This is a genomic window from Phyllobacterium sophorae (assembly GCF_003010965.1).
Taxonomy (GTDB): Bacteria; Pseudomonadota; Alphaproteobacteria; order Rhizobiales; family Rhizobiaceae; genus Phyllobacterium; species Phyllobacterium sophorae.
In genome coordinates this window covers 660512-685176 of sequence record NZ_PGGM01000002.1, presented here as the reverse complement: position 1 = coordinate 685176, position 24665 = coordinate 660512, and the positions used below count along the sequence as shown (strand labels likewise).

General features: G+C 56.6%; 25 protein-coding genes and 1 tRNA gene. 1 reads left to right on the top strand and 25 read right to left on the bottom strand.

The genetic code is table 11. The features are described from left to right. Positions 1-21: 21 nt before the first annotated feature. From rpsQ to rpsL, 15 genes are all read right to left on the bottom strand, one after another. Positions 22-264: a 30S ribosomal protein S17 gene (gene rpsQ / locus CU103_RS07320; protein ID WP_091876997.1), complete on the bottom strand. Its 243-nt coding sequence runs from the start codon at positions 262-264 to the stop codon at positions 22-24. Between the two features lie 11 nt (positions 265-275). Beyond that, the gene (rpmC, locus tag CU103_RS07315) at positions 276-476 is read right to left on the bottom strand and encodes a 50S ribosomal protein L29 (protein ID WP_027233168.1); all 201 of its coding nucleotides are present in this window, start codon (positions 474-476) and stop codon (positions 276-278) included. 12 nt (positions 477-488) lie between these two features. After that, positions 489-902 (bottom strand): 50S ribosomal protein L16, encoded by a 414-nt coding sequence (rplP, locus tag CU103_RS07310; RefSeq protein ID WP_106663214.1) that lies wholly within the window; start codon positions 900-902, stop codon positions 489-491. Between the two features lie 41 nt (positions 903-943). Beyond that, a complete protein-coding gene (rpsC, locus tag CU103_RS07305; RefSeq protein ID WP_099999161.1) occupies positions 944-1654 on the bottom strand; it encodes a 30S ribosomal protein S3 in 711 nt (236 codons plus the stop codon). Next, positions 1654-2043: a 50S ribosomal protein L22 gene (rplV, locus tag CU103_RS07300; protein WP_099999162.1), complete on the bottom strand. Its 390-nt coding sequence runs from the start codon at positions 2041-2043 to the stop codon at positions 1654-1656. Before rplV ends, rpsC begins: the two co-directional genes overlap by 1 nt. A 2-nt stretch (positions 2044-2045) precedes the next feature. Continuing rightward, positions 2046-2324, bottom strand: coding sequence for a 30S ribosomal protein S19 (rpsS, locus tag CU103_RS07295; protein WP_008124912.1), 279 nt, complete (start codon positions 2322-2324; stop codon positions 2046-2048). 15 nt (positions 2325-2339) lie between these two features. Beyond that, entirely contained in the window at positions 2340-3173 is an 834-nt protein-coding gene (gene rplB, locus CU103_RS07290; RefSeq protein ID WP_105732688.1) for a 50S ribosomal protein L2, read from the bottom strand. A 20-nt stretch (positions 3174-3193) separates the two neighbouring features. Next, entirely contained in the window at positions 3194-3487 is a 294-nt protein-coding gene (locus CU103_RS07285; protein WP_106663213.1) for a 50S ribosomal protein L23, read from the bottom strand. Beyond that, on the bottom strand, positions 3484-4104 hold the full coding sequence (rplD, locus tag CU103_RS07280) for a 50S ribosomal protein L4 (RefSeq protein ID WP_106663212.1): 621 nt from the start codon (positions 4102-4104) through the stop codon (positions 3484-3486). Before rplD ends, CU103_RS07285 begins: the two co-directional genes overlap by 4 nt. After that, positions 4104-4841 (bottom strand): 50S ribosomal protein L3, encoded by a 738-nt coding sequence (gene rplC, locus CU103_RS07275; RefSeq protein ID WP_106663211.1) that lies wholly within the window; start codon positions 4839-4841, stop codon positions 4104-4106. The genes rplD and rplC overlap by 1 nt, the downstream gene beginning before the upstream one ends. 25 nt (positions 4842-4866) lie before the next feature. Beyond that, complete coding sequence (gene rpsJ / locus CU103_RS07270; RefSeq protein WP_008124902.1) at positions 4867-5175, bottom strand: 30S ribosomal protein S10; 309 nt, start codon at positions 5173-5175, stop codon at positions 4867-4869. Between the two features lie 63 nt (positions 5176-5238). After that, positions 5239-6414: an elongation factor Tu gene (gene tuf, locus CU103_RS07265; RefSeq protein WP_106663204.1), complete on the bottom strand. Its 1176-nt coding sequence runs from the start codon at positions 6412-6414 to the stop codon at positions 5239-5241. A gap of 65 nt (positions 6415-6479) precedes the next feature. Next, on the bottom strand, positions 6480-8567 hold the full coding sequence (gene fusA / locus CU103_RS07260; protein WP_106663210.1) for an elongation factor G: 2088 nt from the start codon (positions 8565-8567) through the stop codon (positions 6480-6482). 33 nt (positions 8568-8600) lie between these two features. After that, complete coding sequence (gene rpsG, locus CU103_RS07255; protein WP_105732683.1) at positions 8601-9071, bottom strand: 30S ribosomal protein S7; 471 nt, start codon at positions 9069-9071, stop codon at positions 8601-8603. 60 nt (positions 9072-9131) lie between these two features. Beyond that, positions 9132-9503 carry a 30S ribosomal protein S12 gene (gene rpsL / locus CU103_RS07250; protein WP_008121760.1) on the bottom strand — a complete coding sequence of 124 codons (372 nt, stop codon included), beginning with the start codon at positions 9501-9503 and terminating at the stop codon, positions 9132-9134. A 469-nt stretch (positions 9504-9972) separates the two neighbouring features. Between rpsL and CU103_RS07245 the strand changes: the two genes are divergently transcribed. Beyond that, positions 9973-10254 (top strand): hypothetical protein, encoded by a 282-nt coding sequence (locus CU103_RS07245; RefSeq protein WP_106663354.1) that lies wholly within the window; start codon positions 9973-9975, stop codon positions 10252-10254. 334 nt (positions 10255-10588) lie between these two features. Here the strand turns inward: CU103_RS07245 and rpoC are convergent, their stop codons facing one another. From rpoC to tuf (CU103_RS07195), 10 genes are all read right to left on the bottom strand, one after another. Next, positions 10589-14797: a DNA-directed RNA polymerase subunit beta' gene (rpoC, locus tag CU103_RS07240; protein ID WP_106663209.1), complete on the bottom strand. Its 4209-nt coding sequence runs from the start codon at positions 14795-14797 to the stop codon at positions 10589-10591. 140 nt (positions 14798-14937) lie between these two features. Next, a complete protein-coding gene (rpoB, locus tag CU103_RS07235; protein ID WP_106663208.1) occupies positions 14938-19089 on the bottom strand; it encodes a DNA-directed RNA polymerase subunit beta in 4152 nt (1383 codons plus the stop codon). 185 nt (positions 19090-19274) lie between these two features. Further along, a complete protein-coding gene (gene rplL / locus CU103_RS07230) occupies positions 19275-19652 on the bottom strand; it encodes a 50S ribosomal protein L7/L12 (RefSeq protein WP_099999172.1) in 378 nt (125 codons plus the stop codon). A 49-nt stretch (positions 19653-19701) separates the two neighbouring features. Then, positions 19702-20220 carry a 50S ribosomal protein L10 gene (gene rplJ / locus CU103_RS07225; RefSeq protein ID WP_106663207.1) on the bottom strand — a complete coding sequence of 173 codons (519 nt, stop codon included), beginning with the start codon at positions 20218-20220 and terminating at the stop codon, positions 19702-19704. Positions 20221-20564: 344 nt separating this feature from the next. After that, complete coding sequence (rplA, locus tag CU103_RS07220; protein ID WP_106663206.1) at positions 20565-21263, bottom strand: 50S ribosomal protein L1; 699 nt, start codon at positions 21261-21263, stop codon at positions 20565-20567. A 4-nt stretch (positions 21264-21267) separates the two neighbouring features. Then, the gene (gene rplK, locus CU103_RS07215; protein WP_106663205.1) at positions 21268-21696 is read right to left on the bottom strand and encodes a 50S ribosomal protein L11; all 429 of its coding nucleotides are present in this window, start codon (positions 21694-21696) and stop codon (positions 21268-21270) included. A 140-nt stretch (positions 21697-21836) separates the two neighbouring features. After that, on the bottom strand, positions 21837-22367 hold the full coding sequence (gene nusG, locus CU103_RS07210) for a transcription termination/antitermination protein NusG (protein WP_027229726.1): 531 nt from the start codon (positions 22365-22367) through the stop codon (positions 21837-21839). A 37-nt stretch (positions 22368-22404) separates the two neighbouring features. Next, positions 22405-22605, bottom strand: a complete 201-nt coding sequence (gene secE, locus CU103_RS07205; RefSeq protein WP_099999177.1) for a preprotein translocase subunit SecE — start codon at positions 22603-22605, stop codon at positions 22405-22407. Positions 22606-22832: 227 nt separating this feature from the next. Further along, positions 22833-22908, bottom strand: a tRNA-Trp gene (locus tag CU103_RS07200). Between the two features lie 403 nt (positions 22909-23311). Next, on the bottom strand, positions 23312-24487 hold the full coding sequence (tuf, locus tag CU103_RS07195) for an elongation factor Tu (RefSeq protein ID WP_106663204.1): 1176 nt from the start codon (positions 24485-24487) through the stop codon (positions 23312-23314). Between the last annotated feature and the right edge of the window lie 178 nt (positions 24488-24665).

The window sequence follows — 24665 nt, the reverse complement described above, 5'->3', positions numbered from 1 at the left end:
TGCGTACTTACCTACAGATTTTTAGCTCGCCGGGGCGTCTGTAACGACAACCCAACGCTTGTCTTTCGAAATCGGCTTCGATTCCTGGATGGAAACGGCATCGCCGACCTTGAACTGATTGCTCTCGTCGTGCGCCTTGTACTTCTTGGACTGGCGCACAGTCTTCTGGAGGAGCGGATGCGAATAGCGCCGCTCGACCTTGACCACAACGGTCTTGTCGTTTTTGTCGCTCACGACAACGCCCTGCAGAATGCGTTTAGGCATGGTTTTCTTCCTTAAGCCTTGCTCTCGACCGCTTTTTGGCGGGCGACAGTCTTGATGCGCGCAATATCACGGCGGATCTGCCGGACGCGAGCGGTTTTTTCCAACTGGCCGGTTGCCTTCTGGAAGCGCAGGTTGAACTGCTCTTTCTTCAGGGAACCCAATTCTTCATTCAACTGATCGAGGCTCATCGCCCGGACTTCTGCGGATTTCATGACATCCACCCCTTATTCTGCGATGCGCTGAATAAAGCGCGTCTTGACCGAAAGCTTGGCCGCTCCGAGACGAAGTGCCTCACGAGCGACTTCTTCCGAAACGCCGTCGAGCTCGAACATGACGCGGCCTGGTGCGACACGGGAAGCCCAATAATCAACTGAACCCTTACCTTTACCCATGCGGACTTCGGTAGGCTTCGAGGTGACCGGTACATCCGGGAAAATCCGGATCCACACACGACCGGCACGTTTCATGTGACGGGTAATTGCACGGCGAGCGGCTTCGATCTCACGCGCCGTAACGCGGTTCGGCTCGAGGGCCTTCAGGCCGAAAGCACCAAAATTCAGATCCGTGCCGCCTTTCGACGCGCCGTGGATACGGCCCTTGAACTGCTTGCGGAACTTTGTGCGCTTAGGCTGCAGCATTGTTCTCTACTCCAAAATTCTCGTTTCCGAAAGACGCTATTTTAAGCGTTTTCGCGGCGACGGCCCGAACCCTGATGGCTGGCATCACCTTCAACAGCACGGCGCTCGGAGGCCATTGGATCGTGTTCAAGGATTTCGCCCTTGAAGACCCAGACCTTGACGCCGCAAATGCCGTAGGCAGTGTGTGCTTCAGCAGTTCCGTAATCGATATCGGCACGAAGTGTATGCAAAGGCACACGGCCCTCGCGGTACCATTCCATACGCGCAATTTCCGCGCCGCCGAGACGGCCCGAGCAATTGATACGAATGCCTTCTGCACCAAGACGCATGGCCGACTGAACGGCGCGCTTCATGGCACGGCGGAATGCAACACGGCGTTCCAGCTGCTGAGCGATAGACTGAGCAACGAGAACCGCGTCTGTTTCCGGCTTGCGGACTTCAACGATATTGAGTGCGGCATCTGCATTGGTCATTTCTGACAGCTTGCGGCGCAGCTTCTCGATATCGGCGCCCTTCTTACCGATGATCAGACCCGGACGTGCAGCATGGATCGTGACGCGGCACTTCTTGTGCGGACGCTCGATCACCACCTTGGAAATGGCGGCCTGCTTCAGTTCGTCCATCAGATACTTGCGGATCTTCAGGTCTTCATGCAGCAGCTTGCCGTATTCACCTGTGTTCGCGTACCAACGCGAGTCCCAGGTCCGATTGATGCCAAGGCGGAAGCCAATCGGATTAATCTTCTGGCCCATTATGCGGCCTCCCCTTTTTCCTCAGCTTCGCGAACGACGATCGTCAGATGCGAGAATGGCTTCTCGATCCGGCTTGCACGACCGCGGCCACGAACATGGAAACGCTTCATCACGACTGACTTGCCTACATAGGCTTCAGCAACAACCAGAGCATCAACATCCAGGTCATGGTTGTTTTCTGCGTTGGCGATAGCTGATTCGAGAGTCTTTTTCACCGTCCCTGCAATCCGCTTGCGCGAAAATTCAAGGTCGGCAAGAGCGGCATTCACCTTCTTGCCACGGATCAAAGCAGCCACCAGATTAAGCTTCTGAGGGCTGATGCGGAGCGTGCGGGCAACGGCTTTCGCCTCGTTGTCCTTAAGCTGGCGCGGAGCCTTAGCCTTGCCCATCTTTATTTCCTCTTCGCTTTCTTGTCCGCGCCGTGCCCGTAATAGGTACGCGTCGGTGCGAATTCACCAAACTTGTGTCCGATCATCTCTTCGTTGACCGAAACAGGAACGTGCTTGTTACCGTTGTACACGCCGAAGGTCAGTCCAACGAACTGCGGCAGGATCGTGGAGCGGCGGCTCCAGATCTTGATAACTTCACTGCGACCGCCCTCACGTACCTTCTCAGCCTTCTTGAGAAGATAGCCATCGATGAACGGGCCTTTCCAAACTGAACGAGCCATTTCAGACTACCTCTCTTACTTCTTGCGCTGATGACGCGAACGAGCGATGAACTTGTCCGTCGACTTGTTGGAGCGCGTCTTCTTGCCCTTCGTGGGTTTGCCCCACGGAGAAACTGGATGACGTCCACCCGACGTACGGCCTTCACCACCACCGTGGGGGTGATCGACCGGGTTCATGGCAACACCGCGAACGTGCGGACGCTTACCGAGCCAACGGCTGCGACCTGCCTTACCAAGGCTGATATTGCCATGGTCAGGATTGGATACTGCACCGACCGTGGCAAAGCACGAACCGTGGACGAGGCGCTGTTCACCTGAATTCAGGCGAAGAATTGCCATGCCCTGGTCGCGGCCGACGAGCTGCGCATAGGTACCGGCGGAGCGAGCGATCTGACCACCCTTGCCTGGCTTCATCTCCACATTGTGGATGATGGTGCCGACCGGGATCGAAGACAGAGGCATCGCATTGCCCGGCTTCACGTCGGTCTGTGCGCCAGCGATAACGCTGTCGCCAACTGCCAGACGCTGCGGAGCCAGGATATAGCTCAACTCGCCATCTTCGTAGCGGATGAGCGCAATGAATGCGGTCCGGTTCGGATCGTATTCAAGGCGTTCAACCTTGGCCGCTACATCGTGCTTGCGGCGCTTGAAGTCGACGAAGCGGTATGTGCGCTTGTGTCCGCCACCCTGGTAGCGTGCAGTCACGCGACCGGAGTTGTTACGACCACCCTTCGACGACAGACCCTCGGTCAAGGCCTTGACAGGCTTGCCCTTGTAGAGCTCCGAACGGTCCACGATCACCAGCTGACGCTGGCTTGGTGTGGTTGGATTATAATGTTTGAGTGCCATTGTCTTTACTCCACGGCCCCTCAGAGACCAGTCGAAACATCGATCGACTGCCCTTCGGCGAGCGTCACGACTGCTTTCTTGACATCACTCTGGCGCCCGACGATGCCGCGGAACCGCTTCACCTTGCCTTTGCGCACAGCTGTATTGACTGCAGTAACCTTCACGCGGAACAGCGCTTCGACTGCGGCCTTGATTTCCGGCTTCGTTGCCTTCTTGGCGACGTTGAAGACGACCTGGTTGTGTTCAGAAACCATGGTCGACTTTTCCGTGATGACCGGGCTGACGATCACGTCGTAGTGGCGAAGATCAGTCATTTGAAACGCTCCTCGAGAGCTTCAACTGCTGCCTTGGAAAGCACGAGCTTGCCACGACGCAGAATGTCGTAAACATTGATGCCCTGAATTGGCAGAACATCGATGTTCGGGATGTTCGAAGCAGCGCGACGGAAATTCGCATCAATCTCGGCACCGCCGATGAGAAGCGCATTTTCGAGGCCAAGCTTGGCGAACTGCGAAACAAGTACCTTGGTCTTGGCTTCAGCCGACAGCAGATCATCGACGATGATCAGGTCGGAAGCCTTGACCTTGGCGGACAGGGCATGACGGAGCGCAAGAGCACGAACCTTCTTGGGCAGGTCATGATCGTGGCTGTGAACAACCGGACCGTGAGCCTTGCCGCCGCCGCGGAACTGCGGTGCACGTGCCGAATGGTGACGGGCGCGGCCCGTACCCTTCTGCTTGTACATCTTGGCGCCGGTCCGTGCGATTTCCGAACGGCCCTTTGCCTTGTGCGTACCCTGCTGCTTGCGGGCGAGCTGGTAACGGACCATGCGCTGAAGGATATCGTCGCGCGGCTCAAGACCGAAAATCTCCTCGGAGAGTTTCACCTTGCCGGCTTCGGCGCCTTCAAGTGTTGTAATTGTGAGATCCATTATTCGGCTCCCTCGGTTGTCTGTGCGACTTCTGCATCAGACACGGCTGCTTCGATATTTGCGGCCTGACGGAGACCTGCTGGCTTGGGAGCATTGTCCGGCAGCGCTACCTTGACGGCATCGCGTACCAGGATCCATGCACCCTTGGAACCAGGAACTGCACCACGGACCAGAATGAGGCCACGATCGAGGTCCGTCGAAACGACTTCGATGTTCTGTGTCGTCACGCGGGTCTGACCCATGTGACCGGCCATCTTCTTGCCCTTGAACACCTTGCCCGGATCCTGACGCTGACCGGTAGAACCGTGAGCGCGGTGAGTAACCGAGTTACCGTGCGTAGCGCGGTGACCGCCGAAGTTATGGCGCTTCATCGAACCGGCAAAACCCTTACCGATCGAAGTGCCAGTCACATCGACCTTCTGGCCGGCAACGTAATGTTCGGCGGTGATCTCAACACCGACATCAAGAAGATTGTCGGCCGAGACGCGGAATTCCGCGACCTTCGCCTTTGGCTCGACGGAAGCCGTCGCGAAATGACCGCGCAAGCTCTTTGTCGTATTCTTTACCTTGGCCAGTCCAACACCGAGCTGAACGGCAGTGTAGCCATTCTTCTCGACTGTACGCTGAGCCACAACCTGGCAGTTCTCCATCCGGAGTACTGTCACCGGCACATGCTCACCTGCGTCGTTGTAGACGCGAGTCATGCCCAGTTTCTGTGCAATTACACCTGAACGCATCGGTTCGTCCTTCCGTCCTCAAGCCTTACAGCTTGATCTCGACATCAACACCAGCGGAAAGATCGAGCTTCATCAGCGCGTCAACTGTCTGCGGGGTTGGGTCTACGATATCGAGAAGACGCTTATGAGTGCGCATCTCGAACTGTTCGCGGCTTTTCTTGTCGATATGCGGCGAGCGGTTAACAGTGAACTTTTCGATCCGTGTAGGGAGCGGGATCGGTCCGCGCACGTTGGCACCGGTACGCTTGGCAGTCGACACGATTTCCCGCGTCGAATCGTCAAGGATCCGATGATCAAACGCCTTGAGGCGAATGCGGATGTTTTGACCGTTCATTTCATCTTTTCCTTGTTTAGCGGAGACGCCCTATAGCAGGCGTCTTCCGCATAAAACCTTAATTTATTCAATGATCGACGATACGATGCCTGCACCGACGGTGCGGCCACCTTCACGGATAGCGAAGCGCAGCTTCTCTTCCATCGCGATCGGCACGATCAGCGTCACATCGACTGCGATGTTGTCGCCGGGCATGACCATTTCCGTGCCTTCCGGCAGCGTCACAACACCCGTCACGTCGGTCGTGCGGAAGTAGAACTGCGGACGGTAGTTGGAGAAGAATGGCGTATGACGGCCACCTTCGTCCTTCGTCAGGATATAGGCTTCTGCCTTGAACTTCGTGTGCGGCTTGACCGAACCCGGCTTGGCAAGGATCTGGCCGCGCTCCACGTCTTCACGGCCAACGCCGCGGATCAGCGCACCGATGTTGTCGCCTGCCTGGCCCTGATCGAGCAGCTTGCGGAACATTTCAACGCCGGTCACCGTCGTCTTCGTCGTCGGCTTGATGCCGATGATCTCGACTTCTTCACCAACCTTGACGATCCCGCGTTCAACGCGGCCCGTCACAACCGTACCACGGCCCGAAATCGAGAAAACGTCTTCGATCGGCATCAGGAACGGCAGGTCGACCGGACGTTCCGGCGTCGGGATGTACTTGTCGACTTCCGCCATCAGCGCACGCACCGCGTCTTCGCCGATTTCCTTGTTGGAGTCTTCAAGCGCAGCCAAAGCCGAACCCTTGACGATCGGAATGTCGTCGCCCGGGAAGTCGTACTTCGACAAAAGCTCGCGCACTTCCAGTTCAACCAGCTCCAGAAGCTCGGCATCGTCAACCTGGTCAACCTTGTTCAGGAACACAACGATCGCCGGAACGCCAACCTGACGGGCAAGCAGGATGTGCTCGCGCGTCTGCGGCATCGGGCCGTCGGCAGCCGAGACAACCAGGATCGCACCGTCCATCTGCGCCGCACCCGTGATCATGTTCTTCACATAGTCGGCGTGGCCCGGGCAATCGACGTGCGCATAGTGACGCGCCGGCGTCTCATACTCGACGTGTGCCGTCGAGATCGTGATCCCGCGCGCCTTCTCTTCCGGCGCTGCGTCGATCTGATCGTACGCCTTGTACTCTCCGAAATACTTCGTAATCGCTGCCGTCAACGACGTCTTGCCATGGTCAACGTGACCAATCGTGCCAATGTTGACGTGCGGCTTGTTACGTTCAAACTTGCTCTTAGCCATCTGAGCTCTCCGTTATTATGTTCGCCTGCTCAGGCTCAACTCAACTGTCACGCGCAACCGGTTGGTTACGCAAACTTCTTCTGAATTTCCTGTGCGACTGCTGTCGGAACAGGTTCGTAGTGATCGAACTGCATGGTGTACTGTGCACGACCCTGGCTCATCGAACGCAGGTTGCTCACGTAACCGAACATGTTGGCCAGCGGCACGTTTGCATTGACGACGGTAGCGATACCACGAGCTTCCGTGCCCGAGATCTGACCACGACGTGAATTCAGATCGCCGATCACGTCACCGACGTAATCTTCAGGGGTTACTACCTCGACCTTCATGATCGGCTCGAGCAGCTGGGCACCGGCCTTCTGCGCACCTTCGCGGAATGCAGCGCGAGCTGCGATTTCGAAGGCGAGAACCGAAGAGTCCACATCATGGTAGGCGCCGTCGATCAGCGTGGCTTTCACGCCGAGCATCGGGAAGCCTGCGAGCGGACCCGCACCCATGACGCTCAAGATACCCTTTTCGACGCCAGGGATGTATTCCTTCGGAATTGCACCACCGACGATCTTCGATTCGAAGATGAACTCATCGCCATCATGCGGCTCGAAGACGACCTTGATGCGAGCGAACTGACCCGAACCACCGGACTGCTTCTTGTGTGTGTAGTCGATTTCAGCCTTGCGGGTGATCGATTCACGATAGGCAACCTGCGGATTACCGACATTCGCCTCGACCTTGAACTCGCGGCGCATACGATCGACGAGAATGTCGAGATGAAGCTCGCCCATGCCGGAAATGATGGTCTGGCCGGATTCTTCGTCCGACTTGACGCGGAAGGAAGGATCTTCAGCAGCAAGACGATTAAGCGCGAGGCCCATCTTTTCCTGGTCAGCCTTGGTCTTCGGCTCGATCGCGATCGAGATAACTGGCTCCGGGAACACCATGCGTTCCAGGATAACCGGCTTCAGCGGATCGCAAAGCGTGTCACCCGTAGTGGTTTCCTTGAGGCCTGCCAAGGCAACAATGTCACCGGCAAATGCTTCTTCGATGTCTTCACGCGAATTGGAGTGCATCTGCAGCATGCGGCCGATACGCTCGCGCTTCAGCTTCACCGTGTTATCGAGCGAGATGCCCTTGGTCAGCTTGCCGGAATAGATGCGGCAGAATGTCAGCGAGCCAACGAACGGGTCATTCATGATCTTGAATGCCAGCATCGACAAAGGCTCTTCGTCCGACGACTTACGAACTGTTTCTGCATCGGTCTTCGGATCGATACCCTTGATCGCCGGAACATCGACCGGAGAAGGCAAGAATTCAACGACACCGTCAAGAAGCGGCTGTACGCCCTTGTTCTTGAAAGCAGAACCGCAGAATACTGGATGGAATTCTACGCGGCAGGTGCCGATACGGATCAACTGACGCAGCTTCTCGTTGTCGGGCATGTTGCCTTCGAGATAAGCTTCCATGGCAGCTTCCTCGACCTCAACAGCGGTCTCGATCAGCTTTTCACGAAACTCTTCTGCACGGTCCTTCAGGTCAGCCGGGATCTCAACGACATCCCACTGTGCGCCGAGCTGCTCGTCGCGCCAGACCAGGGCCTTCATCTCGATCAGATCGACAACGCCCTTGAACTCGTTCTCAGCACCGATCGGCAGCTGCATGACAAGCGCCTTGGCACCGAGACGGGACTTGACCATATCGACGCAGCGATAGAAGTCAGCGCCGGTCTTGTCCATCTTGTTGACGAAGATCATACGCGGAACGTGATACTTCTCAGCCTGACGCCAGACGGTTTCGGTCTGCGGCTCAACACCGGCATTGGCATCGAGCAGCGCAATTGCGCCGTCGAGAACGCGCAGCGAACGCTCTACTTCGATCGTGAAGTCGACGTGGCCAGGCGTATCAATGATGTTGAAACGGCGCATCTTGCCGTCGCGGCCCTTCCAGAACGTGGTGGTCGCAGCCGAAGTGATCGTGATGCCACGCTCCTGCTCCTGTTCCATCCAGTCCATGGTTGCGGCGCCATCGTGGACTTCACCGATCTTGTGCGACTTACCGGTGTAATAAAGGATACGCTCGGTGGTCGTGGTCTTGCCGGCGTCGATGTGCGCCATGATACCGAAATTACGGTAGTCTTCGATTTTATATTCGCGGGCCATGATAGGGTGCCTTCAAGAATAGGGTTTCGACGCTTACCAGCGGTAATGCGAGAATGCGCGGTTGGCTTCCGCCATGCGATGCGTGTCTTCACGCTTCTTCACGGCCGAGCCACGATTGTTCGCAGCATCCAGGAGCTCACCGGACAGGCGATCGATCATCGTCGTCTCATTGCGGCCGCGAGCTGCATTGATGAGCCAGCGGATAGCGAGAGCCTGACGACGCTCCGGACGAACATCGACCGGAACCTGGTAGGTCGCACCACCAACGCGGCGCGAACGAACTTCTACGTGCGGCGCGACATTGTCGAGAGCCTGATGGAACAGGGCAACCGGCTCCTGCTTGCTCTTGGCCTCAACGGACTCAAGCGCACCGTAAACGATACGCTCAGCAATCGACTTCTTGCCATGATGCATGACTGCATTCATGAACTTGGTAAGAACGAGATCGCCGAATTTCGGATCCGGATTGATCTCACGCTTTTCTGCACTATGGCGTCTGGACATATTCTTTGTCTCTTATCTGCATCGGGTTGACCCACCTGGTGGCCAAAGTCCCGGAAAATCTTACTTCGGACGCTTCGCACCGTACTTGGAACGGCGCTGCTTGCGGTTCTTGACGCCCTGGGTATCCAGAACACCGCGGATGATGTGGTAACGAACACCCGGCAAATCCTTCACACGGCCGCCGCGGATCATCACGACAGAGTGCTCCTGAAGGTTATGCCCCTCACCCGGAATATATCCGATGACTTCAAATCCGTTCGTCAGACGCACCTTGGCGACCTTACGGAGAGCCGAGTTCGGCTTCTTCGGTGTCGTCGTATAGACGCGAGTGCAAACGCCGCGCTTCTGCGGGTTTTCCTGCAGAGCAGGGACTTTATTGCGCTTTACCGGCGCAGTGCGCGGCTTGCGGATCAGCTGGTTTACGGTAGGCATTCAACCTTCCCTCTTTCACAAATCTCGTATCTTCGCCCGTCAGGGCCGTTTCAGCGCCATGCTCATGCACGAATTCGGGCAAATAAACCACCGCGAGGTGGTTGCCCGAATAAAAGCAGAGGAAGCCCTGTTGGCTTCATGCGAGCGGCAAATTGCATTTCGATCGTAAAACGAACCCTGTTTGAGATGAACTCCAGAGCGTGTCGCTCCGAAACAGCCAATCTCACATCGGCTCAGATGGGCTGCTGATACTTCGTCCCCGGGCTCTCGTCAAGCCTGAACCCCAAATATTATTAAGGATTGCAGCGTTTACAGGCGCTTTGTGGCCTGAATGAAAGATAGTTTCGCCGAGGAGGCATTAATTCAAGCAAAATTTCACATCGTGCACAGCGTTTTCGCGCCGGATTATGATAAGAGGCGTCAAAATATCCATTCTGCACCCTTGAAACCAGGAATCGAGAATCATTCAATGTCATCAGCACCATCCGAGTCGAAACCTGTCCAGCTCATCGTCGCCGATGTCTGGAAAAACAAGGAAGAGGAACCGCGGCAGGTCCATCTGCTGCTGATGACGGACGACACCGACAATCTCGTCAGCGTCGCTCTGCAAATTCTCGCCAATGAAGGCTATGACGAAGCGGAACTTCTCGAGATCGGGACGCTAACCGAAGAGCCAGACGAGGAACCCCACCTCTCCGCCTACAAGAATGCCCTTACCGGTCAGGCTGCACTCATAGAGTTCAATGAGTAGCGTGCTGCCTTGCCGGTTCATGCAGCTGTCCGCAATCTGGAATTGAGATTCTTACGAACCGTACCAAACGTTACGGTTGGCTGTCAGGCGGGTGCTTCGTTCAATCGCGGCCAGACTAGCCGGGAGGCGGGCGACGTGCATTCTTGTAGAGAGGTTGTGCGCAACATTGCGAATTTGGCCCAAGCTTGGCCGGTTCTTACCCAACAATCGGCGAATCTGACCCAATATTCTCTACTACAACGAGCAATTCTGGTGCGTTCGGTTGAATCTTGAAACAGACAAGGCCGTCCCGGATCTCCCCGGGGCGGCCTTGTTCATTGTTACAGGAACCGGTTTATTCGGCCGGCTGGCCTGTCATGTCCGTCAGCATCGGGCCTGCCTTGGCGGCTGTTGCACCCGACTCCTTGCGCCGTTCGTCGATGATCAATTCATCGCGGGCACCGGCAATGCGGCGGATCTGCTTGACCGTGCCGCCGGTACCTGCCGGGATGAGACGTCCAACGATGACGTTTTCCTTCAGGCCCTGCAGAGCATCCATCTTGCCGGCAACAGCCGCTTCCGTAAGGACGCGTGTTGTTTCCTGGAAGGACGCTGCCGAGATGAACGACGGCGTCTGGAGCGAGGCCTTGGTGATGCCGAGCAGCACCGGAGTGCCGTAGCCTGGCTTCTTGCCATCCTCTTCAAGACGCTCATTAATTTCGTCCAGCTCAATCCGGTCGACGTGGTCGCCAGGGATGAACCCGGTATCACCCGACTCGGTAATCTCGACCTTCTGCAGCATCTGACGAACAATCACTTCGATGTGCTTGTCGTTGATCAGAACGCCCTGCAGACGATAGACTTCCTGGATCTCGTTGACGAGGTATGAAGCCAGAGCCTCCACGCCCTTGATGGCCAGGATGTCGTGCGGTGCCGGGTTTCCATCGAGAATATAATCGCCCTTTTCAATGGCATCGCCGTCCTGAAGATGGAAAGGCTTGCCCTTGGGGATCAGATATTCGACAGGTTCAAGCGTCTCGTCGTTCGGTTCGATGACGATGCGGCGCTTGTTCTTGTAGTCGCGGCCGAAACGAACCGTACCATCGATTTCGGCGATGATCGCGTGATCCTTCGGACGGCGGGCCTCGAACAGTTCCGCAACGCGCGGCAGACCACCGGTGATGTCCTTGGTCTTGGCGCTTTCCATCGGAATACGGGCAAGAACGTCACCCGCCTTCACATGTGAACCGGGCTCGACCGAAAGGATCGATTCCACGGACAGCTGGAAGCGTGCATCGCCGCCCTTTGCCAGTTTCAGAACCTTGCCGGCCTTGTCCTTGACGACGATAGCAGGCTTCAGATCCGAACCACGCGGAGTCGAGCGCCAGTCGATGACCACGCGCTTGGTGATACCGGTGGATTCGTCCGTCGTTTCCGTAACCGAAAGACCATCGACCATGTCTTCGAATTCGACATGACCTTCGACTTCCGTCATGACCGGACGAGTGTACGGATCCCATTCGGCTACACGCTGGCCGCGCTTAACGTTATCGCCGTCATCGACATAGATGCGCGAACCGTAGGTGACGCGGTGTGTAGCGCGTTCCTTGCCGGTCGCATCGAGGATGACGACGGCCATGTTGCGGCCCATGACGACCAGATGGCCATCAGAGTTACGCACCACATTGCGGTTGCGGATCTGCACGGTGCCTTCATAGCTGGCTTCGAGGAACGACTGATCGACCACCTGTGCCGTACCACCAAGGTGGAACGTGCGCATCGTCAACTGCGTGCCTGGCTCACCGATCGACTGGGCAGCGATAACGCCGACAGCCTCACCCTGGTTCACTGGAGTACCACGGGCCAGATCGCGGCCGTAGCACTTGGCGCAGATGCCGCCACGGGTCTCACAGGTAAGGGCCGAACGGATGCGGATCGACTGAACGCCAGCCTTTTCAATGGCATCGACATCGAACTCGTCGATGATGTTGCCACCGGTGACAAGCACGTCTCCTGACACCGGATGCAGGATGTCTTCGAGTGCGGTCCGGCCGAGAACACGCTGACCGAGGGTCGCAACGACCTGGCCCGCATCAACGATCGGCTGCATGGTGAGGCCCGTCGTCGTGCCGCAATCCACAGAGATGACAATGCAATCCTGCGCGACGTCAACAAGACGGCGTGTCAGGTAACCGGAGTTAGCCGTCTTCAAAGCGGTGTCGGCGAGACCCTTACGGGCACCGTGGGTCGAGTTGAAGTACTCGTTCACGGTCAGGCCTTCCTTGAAGTTCGAAATGATCGGCGTTTCGATGATTTCGCCGGAAGGCTTGGCCATCAGACCGCGCATACCGCCCAACTGACGCATCTGGTTCGGCGAACCACGGGCACCAGAGTGCGACATCATGTAGATCGAGTTCATCTGCTTCTGGCGGCCAGTGACAGGATCGAACTCGACGGCCTTGATGCGCGCCATCATTTCATCGGCGACCTTCTCGGTGCACTTGCCCCAAGCGTCAACGACCTTGTTGTACTTCTCGCCCTGAGTGATCAGGCCGTCATTGTACTGCTGCTCGTATTCCGTCGCCAAAGCTTCGGTTTCAGCAACCAGCTTTGCCTTGGTTTCCGGAATGACCATATCGTCCTTGCCGAAAGAAATACCGGCGCGGCAGGCATGGCTGAAGCCGAGCTGCATGATGCGATCGCAGAAAATGACCGTCTCTTTCTGACCGCAATGGCGATAGACCGTGTCGATCATCTTGGAGATGTTCTTCTTGGTCATTTCCTGATTGCAAATGTCGAAAGGCACATTGTGGTGCTTGGGCAGAAGCTCACCGATGATCATGCGGCCGGGCGTCGTCTCGAAGATCTTCGAGGTCGGCTTACCGTCCGCATCAATGCTCTTGAAGCGGCCCTTGATCTTGGTGTGCAGGGTCACAGCACCGCTGCCGATGGCATGGTGAAGTTCGCCCATATCGGCAAAAGCCATGCCTTCGCCCGGCTCCTTGGCCGCAACGATCGACAGATAGTAAAGGCCGAGAACCATGTCCTGCGACGGAACGATAACCGGCAGACCGTTCGCGGGATGCAGGATGTTGTTCGTCGACATCATCAGAACGCGGGCTTCAAGCTGCGCTTCCAGAGAAAGCGGAACGTGAACAGCCATCTGGTCACCGTCGAAGTCCGCATTGAAAGCGGTACAGACGAGCGGATGCAGCTGGATTGCCTTGCCCTCGATCAGGGTGGGTTCGAATGCCTGGATACCAAGACGGTGCAGCGTCGGCGCACGGTTCAGGAGAACCGGATGCTCGCGGATGACCTCATCGAGAATATCCCAGACTTCCGGCTTTTCCTTTTCAACGAGCTTCTTCGCCTGCTTGACAGTCGAGGAATAACCCTTGGCGTCAAGCCGGGCATAGATGAACGGCTTGAACAGTTCGAGCGCCATTTTCTTGGGCAGACCGCACTGGTGCAGTTTCAGCTCCGGACCGGTCACGATGACCGAGCGGCCTGAGTAGTCAACGCGCTTGCCGAGCAGGTTCTGACGGAAACGGCCCTGCTTGCCCTTGAGCATATCGGACAGAGACTTCAGCGGACGCTTGTTGGCACCGGTGATCACACGGCCGCGACGGCCATTGTCGAACAACGCATCGACCGATTCCTGAAGCATGCGCTTCTCGTTGCGGATGATGATGCCAGGAGCGCGCAGTTCGATCAGGCGCTTCAGACGGTTGTTGCGGTTGATCACGCGGCGATAGAGGTCGTTCAGATCGGAAGTCGCGAAACGGCCGCCATCCAGCGGAACCAGAGGACGCAGATCCGGCGGAATGACCGGAACGATCTTCATGATCATCCATTCCGGACGATTACCCGATTCCAGGAAGTTTTCGACGATCTTGAGACGTTTCATCAGCTTCTTCTGCTTCAGATCCGACGTCGTTGTCGCCAGTTCTTCGCGCAGATCGCCAGCGATCTTTTCCAGATCCATCGATGCCAGAAGTTCATGAATGGCTTCAGCACCGATCAGTGCGGTGAAGGAGTCCTCGCCGTACTCATCGACGGCAATCATGTATTCTTCTTCCGAAAGGAGCTGGTGCTCCTTCAGGGCAGTCAGGCCTGGCTCGGTCACGATGTAGTTCTCGAAATAGAGAACGCGCTCGATGCCCTTGAGGGTCATGTCGAGCAACGTGCCGATACGGCTGGGCAGCGACTTCAGGAACCAGATATGCGCAACCGGGGCCGCGAGTTCGATATGGCCCATGCGCTCACGGCGAACACGTGACAGTGTGACTTCCACACCGCACTTTTCGCAGATGATACCCTTGTATTTCATGCGCTTGTACTTGCCGCACAAGCATTCATAGTCCTTGATCGGCCCGAAGATCCGAGCACAGAAGAGACCATCCCGCTCCGGCTTGAAGGTGCGGTAGTTGATCGTCTCCGGCTTCTTGATCTCTCCGTATGACCAGGACAGAATCTTCTCAGGGCTGGCGATCGAAATCCGGATGGAATCGAATGCCTGCACAGGTACCTGAGGATTGAAAAGATTCATGACCTCTTGGTTCATGCCGTTTCTCCATGGGGCAGAAAGTGCCCTCTGCTTGCGATGGATATCCGCCGCCGCGGTCCATCTAGATCAAATGCCGCTTCTGCAGCGGCTCGAAACAAACTGGTCGGGTGCGCAGCGAACTGCGCACCCTTCCCTTCTTACTCTGCAGCGTCCGGCAGGGCCTGTTGCTGCTCCTGCTGGCGCGTATCGTCCAGCTCGACATTAAGGCCGAGCGAACGCATTTCCTTGACGAGAACGTTGAAGCTCTCCGGAATACCGGCCTCGAATGTGTCGTCACCACGGACGATGGCTTCGTAGACCTTGGTACGACCGGCGACGTCATCGGACTTGACCGTAAGCATTTCCTGCAGCGTGTAAGCCGCACCGTATGCTTCAAGGGCCCAGACCTCCATTTCACCGAAGCGCTGGCCGCCGAACTGGGCCTTACCACCCAGGGGCTGCTGCGTAACGAGTGAGTATGGTCCGATCGAACGGGCGTGGATCTTGTCGTCCACCAGGTGGTGCAGCTTCAGCATGTAGATGTAGCCGACAGTCACCTGACGATCGAAAGTTTCACCCGTACGTCCGTCATAGAGCGTCGACTGACCCGAAGACTTCAGGCCCGCCTGTTCCAGCATCACATTGATGTCTGGCTCATGCGCACCGTCAAACACCGGTGTTGCGATCGACACGCCGCGCTTCATCTGCTCGCCAAGACGAACGATGCTCTCATCGTCATAGTTGCGAACCGGCTCATTGCGGTCATTGTCCGGAATGATCGACTCGATCGTCGCCCGCAGCGGACCAATGTCGCCGTTGCCCTGTGCGTGCTGTGCCTTGTAGGCTTCGATCAGTTCCCCGATCTTCTTGCCCATTCCGGCGCAGGCCCAGCCCAGATGCGTTTCAAGGATCTGCCCGACATTCATGCGGCTCGGCACGCCAAGCGGATTGAGCACGATGTCGACATGCGTTCCGTCCTCCAGGAACGGCATATCCTCAACAGCGGCGATACGCGAAACAACGCCCTTGTTGCCGTGACGGCCAGCCATCTTGTCGCCTGGCTGGATCTTGCGCTTCACAGCGACAAAGACCTTGACCATCTTCATGACGCCTGGAGGCATCTCATCGCCGCGCTGGACCTTCTCGACCTTGTCCATGAAACGCTGCTCGAGCAGTTTCTTGGAGTCGTCGTACTGGTTGCGCAGAGCTTCGATTTCGCCCTGGATCTTCTCGTCCTCGACGGCAAACTGCCACCACTGGGAACGCGGGTATTCGCCCATGACGTCCTGCGTGACAACAGTGCCCTTTTTGAACGCCTTCGGTCCGGCAACGGCAGACTTGCCATTGAGAACATCGGCCAGACGGCCATAGACGTTGCGGTCCAGAATAGCCTGCTCGTCGTCGCGGTCCTTGGCCAAACGCTCGATTTCCTCGCGCTCGATTGCCATGGCGCGTTCGTCCTTCTCAACGCCGTGGCGATTGAAAACGCGAACTTCCACAACTGTACCGTAAGTCCCGGGCGGCATGCGCATCGAGGTGTCACGCACGTCCGAAGCCTTTTCACCGAAGATGGCACGCAGAAGCTTCTCTTCCGGCGTCATCGGGCTTTCGCCCTTCGGTGTGATCTTGCCAACGAGGATATCGCCTGGTTGAACTTCGGCACCGATATAGACGATACCAGCCTCATCCAGGTTCTTCAGCGCTTCTTCCGAAACGTTCGGAATGTCACGCGTGATTTCTTCCGGTCCAAGCTTCGTATCGCGGGCCATGACTTCAAACTCCTCGATATGGATCGAGGTGAAGACGTCATCCGAAACGATCTTTTCAGAAAGCAGGATGGAGTCTTCGTAGTTGTAGCCATTCCACGGCATGAACGCGACGAGCACGTTACGGCCGAGAGCCAGGTCGCCCAGATCCGTCGAAGGACCGTCGGCGATGATGTCACCCTTTTCGATCCGGTCGCCAACACGAACCAGCGGACGCTGGTTGATGCAGGTGTTCTGGTTCGAGCGCTGGAACTTCATCAGGCGATAGATATCGACGCCTGACTTGCCAGGAACGAGATCTTCCGTTGCACGGATAACGATACGGGTCGCATCGACCTGGTCGACGATACCTGTACGGCGTGCGCCGATGGCGGCACCGGAGTCGCGAGCAACAACCGGTTCCATGCCTGTACCGACGAACGGCGCTTCGGCACGAACCAGGGGAACGGCCTGACGCTGCATGTTCGAGCCCATCAGGGCGCGGTTGGCGTCGTCGTTTTCCAGGAACGGAATAAGCGCTGCGGCAACCGAGACAAGCTGCTTCGGCGAAACGTCCATCAGATCCACGTTTTCACGCGGCGCCATCAGAACTTCACCCGCATGACGGCAGACAACGAATTCGTCCGTGAACGCGCCGGAAGCGTCGAGTTCCACATTGGCCTGCGCCACATGGTACTTGGCTTCTTCCATTGCCGACAGATAGACGACTTCGTCCGTCACCTTGCCGTCCACGATCTTGCGGTACGGGCTTTCGATGAAGCCGTACTTGTTGACGCGGGCAAAGGTTGCGAGCGAGTTGATCAGACCAATATTTGGGCCTTCCGGCGTTTCAATCGGGCAGATACGGCCGTAATGCGTCGGATGAACGTCGCGTACCTCGAAGCCTGCACGCTCACGGGTCAAGCCGCCAGGTCCCAATGCCGAAAGACGACGCTTGTGCGTGATCTCAGACAGCGGGTTGGTCTGATCCATGAACTGTGACAGCTGCGAAGAACCGAAGAATTCGCGGACAGCAGCAGCTGCCGGCTTCGCATTGATCAGGTCCTGCGGCATCACAGTGTCGATTTCGATGGACGACATGCGTTCCTTGATGGCGCGCTCCATGCGGAGCAGACCGACACGGTACTGGTTTTCCATCAATTCGCCGACCGAGCGCACACGGCGGTTGCCGAGATTGTCGATGTCGTCGATTTCGCCACGGCCGTCGCGCAGATCGACCAGCATCTTGACCACGGCAAGGATGTCTTCCTTGCGCAGGATGCGAACGGTGTCTTCCGCATCGAGATCAAGGCGCATGTTCATCTTCACGCGGCCAACAGCCGAGAGATCATAACGCTCTGAGTCGAAGAACAGCGACTTGAACATGGCTTCGGCCGAGTCGATCGTTGGCGGTTCACCCGGACGCATCACGCGGTAGATGTCGAACAGCGCGTCCTGACGGCTTTCGTTCTTGTCCACGGCGAGCGTGTTGCGGATGTACGGTCCGATATTGACGTGATCGATATCGAGGACATTGATCTCCGAAACACCCGTGTCGAGAAGAACCTTGAGGGTCTTCTCGTCGAGTTCGTCGCCGGCTTCGAGATAGACTTCACCCGTCTCGAAGTTGACGATGTCTTCGGCAAGATAGGAGCCGAACAGGTCGTCTTCCGTCGCCTTGATGAACTTGAGACCCTTCTCTGCCAGCTGCTTTGCACTGCGTGCCGTCAGCTTCTTGCCGGATTCAAGAATGACTTCACCGGTATCCGCATCGATCACGTCCGTCGTGGCCTTGAAGCCCTTGAAACGATCGACAGAGAAAGGAATCCGCCAGGTATCGCCATCACGGCTGAAAGTGATGGCGTTATAGAAGGTCGACAGGATCTCTTCCGAGTCCATGCCAAGCGCCATCAGCAGCGACGTCGCCGGAATCTTGCGGCGGCGATCGATACGCGCATAGACGACATCCTTTGCGTCGAACTCGATGTCGAGCCACGAACCGCGGTAAGGAATAACGCGAGCGGCGAACAACAGCTTGCCTGAGGAATGCGTCTTGCCCTTGTCGTGATCGAAGAAAACACCTGGTGAACGGTGCATCTGCGATACGATCACACGTTCGGTGCCGTTAACAATGAACGTGCCGTTGTCCGTCATGAGCGGCATGTCGCCCATGTAAACGTCCTGTTCCTTGATGTCCTTGATTGACTTCGCGCCCGTATCCTCGTCGATATCGAACACGATCAGGCGCAGCGTCACCTTGAGCGGCGCGGCATAGGTCAAATCGCGCTGACGGCATTCGTCAACGTCGAATTTTGGAGCCTCGAACTCGTACTTGACGAATTCGAGCATGGAAGCACCCGAGAAATCCGAAATCGGGAAGACAGACTTGAATACCGCCTGCAGACCTTCATCCAGACGCCCGCCCTTGGGCTCTTCCACCATCAGAAACTGATCGTAGGAAGCTTTCTGAACCTCGATGAGGTTCGGCATCTCTGCGACTTCCGGAATCTTACCGAAAAACTTGCGTACGCGCCTACGACCATTGAAAGAATGGGTCTGAGCCATCGTCGCTCCTCGTCTTTATGCCAGAAACTGGCCTGTTTCTTAAAACCGCTTCTGCGGCCCCGTGAACGGGACAAAACCCGTTTCCTGAAAGCATCGAAATTGCCGTCAGGAAAAGGGTTCAGTACCGGAACCCCCGGAGGGGCAAGTTGGCGGACAGGTTGCCCTGCCCGCCAATAACGCAAGACTTACTTGAGTTCGACCTTGGCGCCAGCAGCTTCGAGCTGTGCCTTGATCTTGTCAGCTTCGTCCTTGGTAGCAGCTTCCTTGACCGCCTTGGGAGCGGCTTCAACGAGGTCCTTGGCTTCCTTGAGGCCGAGACCGGTGATAGCGCGGACTTCCTTGATCACGTTGATCTTGTTAGCACCGGCTTCGGTCAGAACGACGTCGAATTCAGTCTTTTCTTCAACTGCGGCAGCAGCTGCACCACCGCCAGCGGCAGCAGCAACAGCAACAGGAGCAGCGGCAGAAACGCCCCACTTCTCTTCAAGAAGCTTCGAAAGTTCAGCAGCTTCGAGAACGGTCAGGTTGGACAGGTCGTCTACGATCTTTGCGAGATCAGTCATTTTGGTATTCCTTTACAAGGTTCGATATATTGTGACAGCGAGAACGGCCTTATGCCGCTTCGTCCTTCCGGGCATAGGCGCCGAAAACGCGGGCAAGCTGACCTGCCGGTGCGTTGACGATCTGAGCGATGCGTGTTGCCGGTGTCTGGATCATACCAACCAGCTTTGCGCGCAACTCGTCGAGTGATGGAAGTGCGGCAAGAGCCTTTACCCCATCAGGGTCGAGAGTTGTTGCTCCCATCGAGCCACCGAGGATGACGAGCTTGTCGTTACCCTTGGCAAATTCGATGGCGATCTTTGGTGCCGTAATCGGATCGTTGGAATAAGCAACGAGTGTCTGACCTGTGAACAGATCAGCGATGCCTTCCGAATCCGTGCCCTGAAGAGCGATCTTGGCAAGGCGGTTCTTCGCGACTTTAACGGTGCCACCAGCATCACGCATCTTGGAGCGAAGATCGCTCAGCTGCGCAACGGTGAGACCGGTATAGTGGGCCACGACAACTGAACCAGAGTCCTTGAAGACTCCATTCAGCCACGCGACGAATTCGCGCTTTTCCGCTTTTTCCACTGTCTCTCTCCATTTGACAGAAACGCTTGATTGCGCCCCTGCCGGGTTGCCTTTTGCTGCAAGGAGCCAATTTGAAACTGGAACCACACAGCACTTGAGGATCCTGTCCCCCCTGCTTCGCCGAAATCGGCTGCAAGCGAAAGGCAACTACGGTTCGAACCTTGTTCATTGGGCGAAGCCCTCAAAACCTGGTTGTTCCACGTCTCATGCGGGTTCTTGCGATATTAAGGCGAACCACCCGCAATCTCGGACAGGATAACCGGACTTTCATCCGGTTATCCAGGCCCCGAAAGGCCTGGAATTCTTTTATCTCAAACGGTTAGGCTTGAGACTTCAATCAACAGTTACGCAGGACGTACGGTTGATGGATCGATCTTGACGCCAGCGCCCATCGTCGAAGAAATCGCGACACGCTTGACGTATTCACCCTTGGCGCCAGCTGGCTTTGCCTTGGTGACGGCATCAGCGAATGCCTTGATGTTCTCTTCCAGAGCCTTGGCATCGAAGGATGCCTTGCCGACGCCAGCATGAACAATACCGGCCTTCTCAACGCGGAATTCGACAGCACCGCCCTTGGAAGCCTTGACGGCAGCGGCAACGTCAGCCGTAACCGTGCCAACCTTCGGATTTGGCATCATGCCGCGCGGGCCGAGAACTTTACCGAGACGGCCGACGAGCGGCATCATGTCCGGCGTGGCAATGCAGCGATCGAAATCGATCTTACCGCCATTGACGATCTCGAACAGATCCTCTGCACCGACGATATCGGCACCGGCCTTCTTAGCTTCTTCGGCCTTCTCGCCGCGGGCAAAAACAGCCACGCGAACCGTACGGCCCGTACCATTCGGAAGATTGACAACGCCGCGAACCATCTGGTCCGCATGGCGAGGATCAACGCCGAGATTCATTGCAACTTCGATCGTCTCGTCGAACTTGGCAACCGCACGCTCCTTGACCATGGCAATCGCCGAAGTCAGATCATAGAGCTTGTTGCGATCAACGCCTTCACGAACCTTCGCTACACGCTTTGAAAGTTTTGCCATCGTCTCAGCCCACCACTTCCAGGCCCATCGAACGGGCAGAACCTTCGACCATGCGCATGGCGGCTTCAACGTCCGCTGCATTCAGGTCTTTCATCTTTGCCTCGGCGATTTCGCGGACCTTGTCGCGCGAGATCTTGCCGGCAACAACCTTGCCTGGCTCTTTCGAGCCGGACTTCAGGTTTGCAGCCTTCTTGAGGAAGTAAGACACCGGCGGCGTCTTCATCGCAAACGTGAAGGACTTGTCCTGATAATACGTAATCACGACCGGAATGGGCGAACCCTTTTCCAGCTCCTGCGTAGCCGCGTTGAAGGCCTTGCAGAATTCCATGATGTTGATGCCGCGCTGACCAAGTGCCGGTCCGATCGGCGGGGACGGCGTTGCCGATCCTGCCGAAACCTGCAGCTTGAGCTGGCCTGCTACTTTCTTAGCCATAACTTCTCTGCCTTTACATTATGCCGGAAAACCAGCGGTTGCAGTTTGGTGGTGCGGCTTGATGGCCCGGCTAAAGGCCGCTTCACCTCCCACCATGATCGCCACTGACGTGGCGGGCAGCTCAAAGAGCCGCCAAATAGTCAGACCTTTTCGACCTGACCAAATTCCAGATCGACCGGCGTGGCGCGGCCGAAAATCGAAACTTCCACCTTGAGACGCGAACGCTCTTCGTCGACTTCTTGAACAGTGCCATTGAACGAAGCGAACGGACCATCGGCAACGCGAACACTTTCGCCGATCTCGAATGAGATCGAAGCCTTTGGACGCTCGACACCCTCCTGGACCTGGGTCAGGATACGCTCGGCTTCCTTATCGGAAATCGCGATTGGCTTGTTGTCCGAACCGAGAAAGCCCGTAACCTTCGGCGTGTTCTTGATCAGGTGATAGGCATCGTCGGTCAGATCAGCACGAACCAGAACATAACCCGGGAAGAACTTGCGCTCCGCATCAACCTTACGGCCACGGCGCACTTCGACGACTTTTTCGGTCGGCACGAGAATCTTCTCGAAAAGGTGAGACAGACCCTTCTGCCTTGCCTTTTCTTCGATCGACTCTGCGACCTTCTTTTCAAAATTCGAATAGGCGTGAACGATATACCAGCGCGCGGTCATTATTGATTCCCAATCCCGATTTTCTTGTCAGCCTGCGTTAACGACCAAGACCGAGAACGAGATCGATCCCGTACGCCATCAACTGATCAGCTGCGAAGAAAAAGATCGCAGCAAAAAACGCCATTACCATCACCATCGCGGTGGAAATGAGCGTTTCGCGACGCGAAGGCCATGTGACCTTTGCGGTTTCAGCGCGCACTTGCTGAAAAAAAGTTATTGGATTCGTTTTGGATGCCATTTACCGCTCGTGCGTGTCATGTTGCTGTAAACATGCTGCGCTGCAATCAATGCAACACCATCTGTCCACACCATTGCGGCCCGTAAAGCTGACTGTTCAGCTCCACGCACCGCGTGTCTGTTAATGTTACATAGAACCGATTCCGGAAAAACACAAGGCCCCCGGATTCGTTTCTTTCCAAACATCTGTCAGTGCACCATCCAATCGTGTACCGGCAGACTATGCGTTGGCAGGGGAGACAGGGTTCGAACCTGCGACCTACGGTTTTGGAGACCGCCGCTCTACCAACTGAGCTACTCCCCTACGTCCGGGGCGTACATTCCACAAAGCCGCTGCCTTTTCAAGGCCCATCATACGACTTCTTGCACCTTCGAGCAAAATTCATGCGTGAGTTCGACAATCCTGGGCATTGCAGCTCGGGCGAACCGCTGGCTTGGCATCTCGCGAACCGCATAAACCATATAGTTATGCTGCCGAGACGCTTTCAAGGCTGCATGAGATTTTGCTTGCCGAATCGGGACACTGCGCTCCGAAGCGCGACGGTCGTTCGGCATTAATAATAAAGGCGGCCCGATGGACCGCCTTCTATTGTTCCGTCTTTCGACGAATTTATTCAATGATCGACGATACGATGCCTGCACCAGCTGCGAGCTTTCGCCTCGCAATCTTCGGTTCCGGTTGGTAGCAACCGGGATTTGTTCTTCGATTATTCGATAATCGAAGAAACAATCCCTGCACCGACGGTGCGGCCACCTTCACGGATAGCGAAGCGCAGCTTCTCTTCCATCGCGATCGGCACGATCAGCGTCACATCGACTGCGATGTTGTCGCCGGGCATGACCATTTCCGTGCCTTCCGGCAGCGTCACAACACCCGTCACGTCGGTCGTGCGGAAGTAGAACTGCGGACGGTAGTTGGAGAAGAATGGCGTATGACGGCCACCTTCGTCCTTCGTCAGGATATAGGCTTCTGCCTTGAACTTCGTGTGCGGCTTGACCGAACCCGGCTTGGCAAGGATCTGGCCGCGCTCCACGTCTTCACGGCCAACGCCGCGGATCAGCGCACCGATGTTGTCGCCTGCCTGGCCCTGATCGAGCAGCTTGCGGAACATTTCAACGCCGGTCACCGTCGTCTTCGTCGTCGGCTTGATGCCGATGATCTCGACTTCTTCACCAACCTTGACGATCCCGCGTTCAACGCGGCCCGTCACAACCGTACCACGGCCCGAAATCGAGAAAACGTCTTCGATCGGCATCAGGAACGGCAGGTCGACCGGACGTTCCGGCGTCGGGATGTACTTGTCGACTTCCGCCATCAGCGCACGCACCGCGTCTTCGCCGATTTCCTTGTTGGAGTCTTCAAGCGCAGCCAAAGCCGAACCCTTGACGATCGGAATGTCGTCGCCCGGGAAGTCGTACTTCGACAAAAGCTCGCGCACTTCCAGTTCAACCAGCTCCAGAAGCTCGGCATCGTCAACCTGGTCAACCTTGTTCAGGAACACAACGATCGCCGGAACGCCAACCTGACGGGCAAGCAGGATGTGCTCGCGCGTCTGCGGCATCGGGCCGTCGGCAGCCGAGACAACCAGGATCGCACCGTCCATCTGCGCCGCACCCGTGATCATGTTCTTCACATAGTCGGCGTGGCCCGGGCAATCGACGTGCGCATAGTGACGCGCCGGCGTCTCATACTCGACGTGTGCCGTCGAGATCGTGATCCCGCGCGCCTTCTCTTCCGGCGCTGCGTCGATCTGATCGTACGCCTTGTACTCTCCGAAATACTTCGTAATCGCTGCCGTCAACGACGTCTTGCCATGGTCAACGTGACCAATCGTGCCAATGTTGACGTGCGGCTTGTTACGTTCAAACTTGCTCTTAGCCATAGCTGTCGTTCTCTCGTCATCATAACCGGTCTTGCGCCGGTACCATGTTTGTCGCTCAGACGAGACAGCGAGCCGTCCGTCAGCACAGTCACCCGCTCAATCGAAAAAAATCGACCGGGTTTGAATTGCCTGAGCTTGCTCGTTCATATGGAAACACATGAGCGAATGTACAATGCTC

What these genes read in the sequence shown, in the direction of transcription:
- rpsQ (WP_091876997.1), bottom strand. Translation starts at nt 264, where the DNA reads ATGCCTAAACGCATTCTGCAGGGCGTTGTCGTGAGCGACAAAAACGAC.
- rpmC (WP_027233168.1), bottom strand. Translation starts at nt 476, where the DNA reads ATGAAATCCGCAGAAGTCCGGGCGATGAGCCTCGATCAGTTGAATGAA.
- rplP (WP_106663214.1), bottom strand. Translation starts at nt 902, where the DNA reads ATGCTGCAGCCTAAGCGCACAAAGTTCCGCAAGCAGTTCAAGGGCCGT.
- rpsC (WP_099999161.1), bottom strand. Translation starts at nt 1,654, where the DNA reads ATGGGCCAGAAGATTAATCCGATTGGCTTCCGCCTTGGCATCAATCGG.
- rplV (WP_099999162.1), bottom strand. Translation starts at nt 2,043, where the DNA reads ATGGGCAAGGCTAAGGCTCCGCGCCAGCTTAAGGACAACGAGGCGAAA.
- rpsS (WP_008124912.1), bottom strand. Translation starts at nt 2,324, where the DNA reads ATGGCTCGTTCAGTTTGGAAAGGCCCGTTCATCGATGGCTATCTTCTC.
- rplB (WP_105732688.1), bottom strand. Translation starts at nt 3,173, where the DNA reads ATGGCACTCAAACATTATAATCCAACCACACCAAGCCAGCGTCAGCTG.
- CU103_RS07285 (WP_106663213.1), bottom strand. Translation starts at nt 3,487, where the DNA reads ATGACTGATCTTCGCCACTACGACGTGATCGTCAGCCCGGTCATCACG.
- rplD (WP_106663212.1), bottom strand. Translation starts at nt 4,104, where the DNA reads ATGGATCTCACAATTACAACACTTGAAGGCGCCGAAGCCGGCAAGGTG.
- rplC (WP_106663211.1), bottom strand. Translation starts at nt 4,841, where the DNA reads ATGCGTTCAGGTGTAATTGCACAGAAACTGGGCATGACTCGCGTCTAC.
- rpsJ (WP_008124902.1), bottom strand. Translation starts at nt 5,175, where the DNA reads ATGAACGGTCAAAACATCCGCATTCGCCTCAAGGCGTTTGATCATCGG.
- tuf (WP_106663204.1), bottom strand. Translation starts at nt 6,414, where the DNA reads ATGGCTAAGAGCAAGTTTGAACGTAACAAGCCGCACGTCAACATTGGC.
- fusA (WP_106663210.1), bottom strand. Translation starts at nt 8,567, where the DNA reads ATGGCCCGCGAATATAAAATCGAAGACTACCGTAATTTCGGTATCATG.
- rpsG (WP_105732683.1), bottom strand. Translation starts at nt 9,071, where the DNA reads ATGTCCAGACGCCATAGTGCAGAAAAGCGTGAGATCAATCCGGATCCG.
- rpsL (WP_008121760.1), bottom strand. Translation starts at nt 9,503, where the DNA reads ATGCCTACCGTAAACCAGCTGATCCGCAAGCCGCGCACTGCGCCGGTA.
- CU103_RS07245 (WP_106663354.1), top strand. Translation starts at nt 9,973, where the DNA reads ATGTCATCAGCACCATCCGAGTCGAAACCTGTCCAGCTCATCGTCGCC.
- rpoC (WP_106663209.1), bottom strand. Translation starts at nt 14,797, where the DNA reads ATGAACCAAGAGGTCATGAATCTTTTCAATCCTCAGGTACCTGTGCAG.
- rpoB (WP_106663208.1), bottom strand. Translation starts at nt 19,089, where the DNA reads ATGGCTCAGACCCATTCTTTCAATGGTCGTAGGCGCGTACGCAAGTTT.
- rplL (WP_099999172.1), bottom strand. Translation starts at nt 19,652, where the DNA reads ATGACTGATCTCGCAAAGATCGTAGACGACCTGTCCAACCTGACCGTT.
- rplA (WP_106663206.1), bottom strand. Translation starts at nt 21,263, where the DNA reads ATGGCAAAACTTTCAAAGCGTGTAGCGAAGGTTCGTGAAGGCGTTGAT.
- rplK (WP_106663205.1), bottom strand. Translation starts at nt 21,696, where the DNA reads ATGGCTAAGAAAGTAGCAGGCCAGCTCAAGCTGCAGGTTTCGGCAGGA.
- nusG (WP_027229726.1), bottom strand. Translation starts at nt 22,367, where the DNA reads ATGACCGCGCGCTGGTATATCGTTCACGCCTATTCGAATTTTGAAAAG.
- secE (WP_099999177.1), bottom strand. Translation starts at nt 22,605, where the DNA reads ATGGCATCCAAAACGAATCCAATAACTTTTTTTCAGCAAGTGCGCGCT.
- tuf (WP_106663204.1), bottom strand. Translation starts at nt 24,487, where the DNA reads ATGGCTAAGAGCAAGTTTGAACGTAACAAGCCGCACGTCAACATTGGC.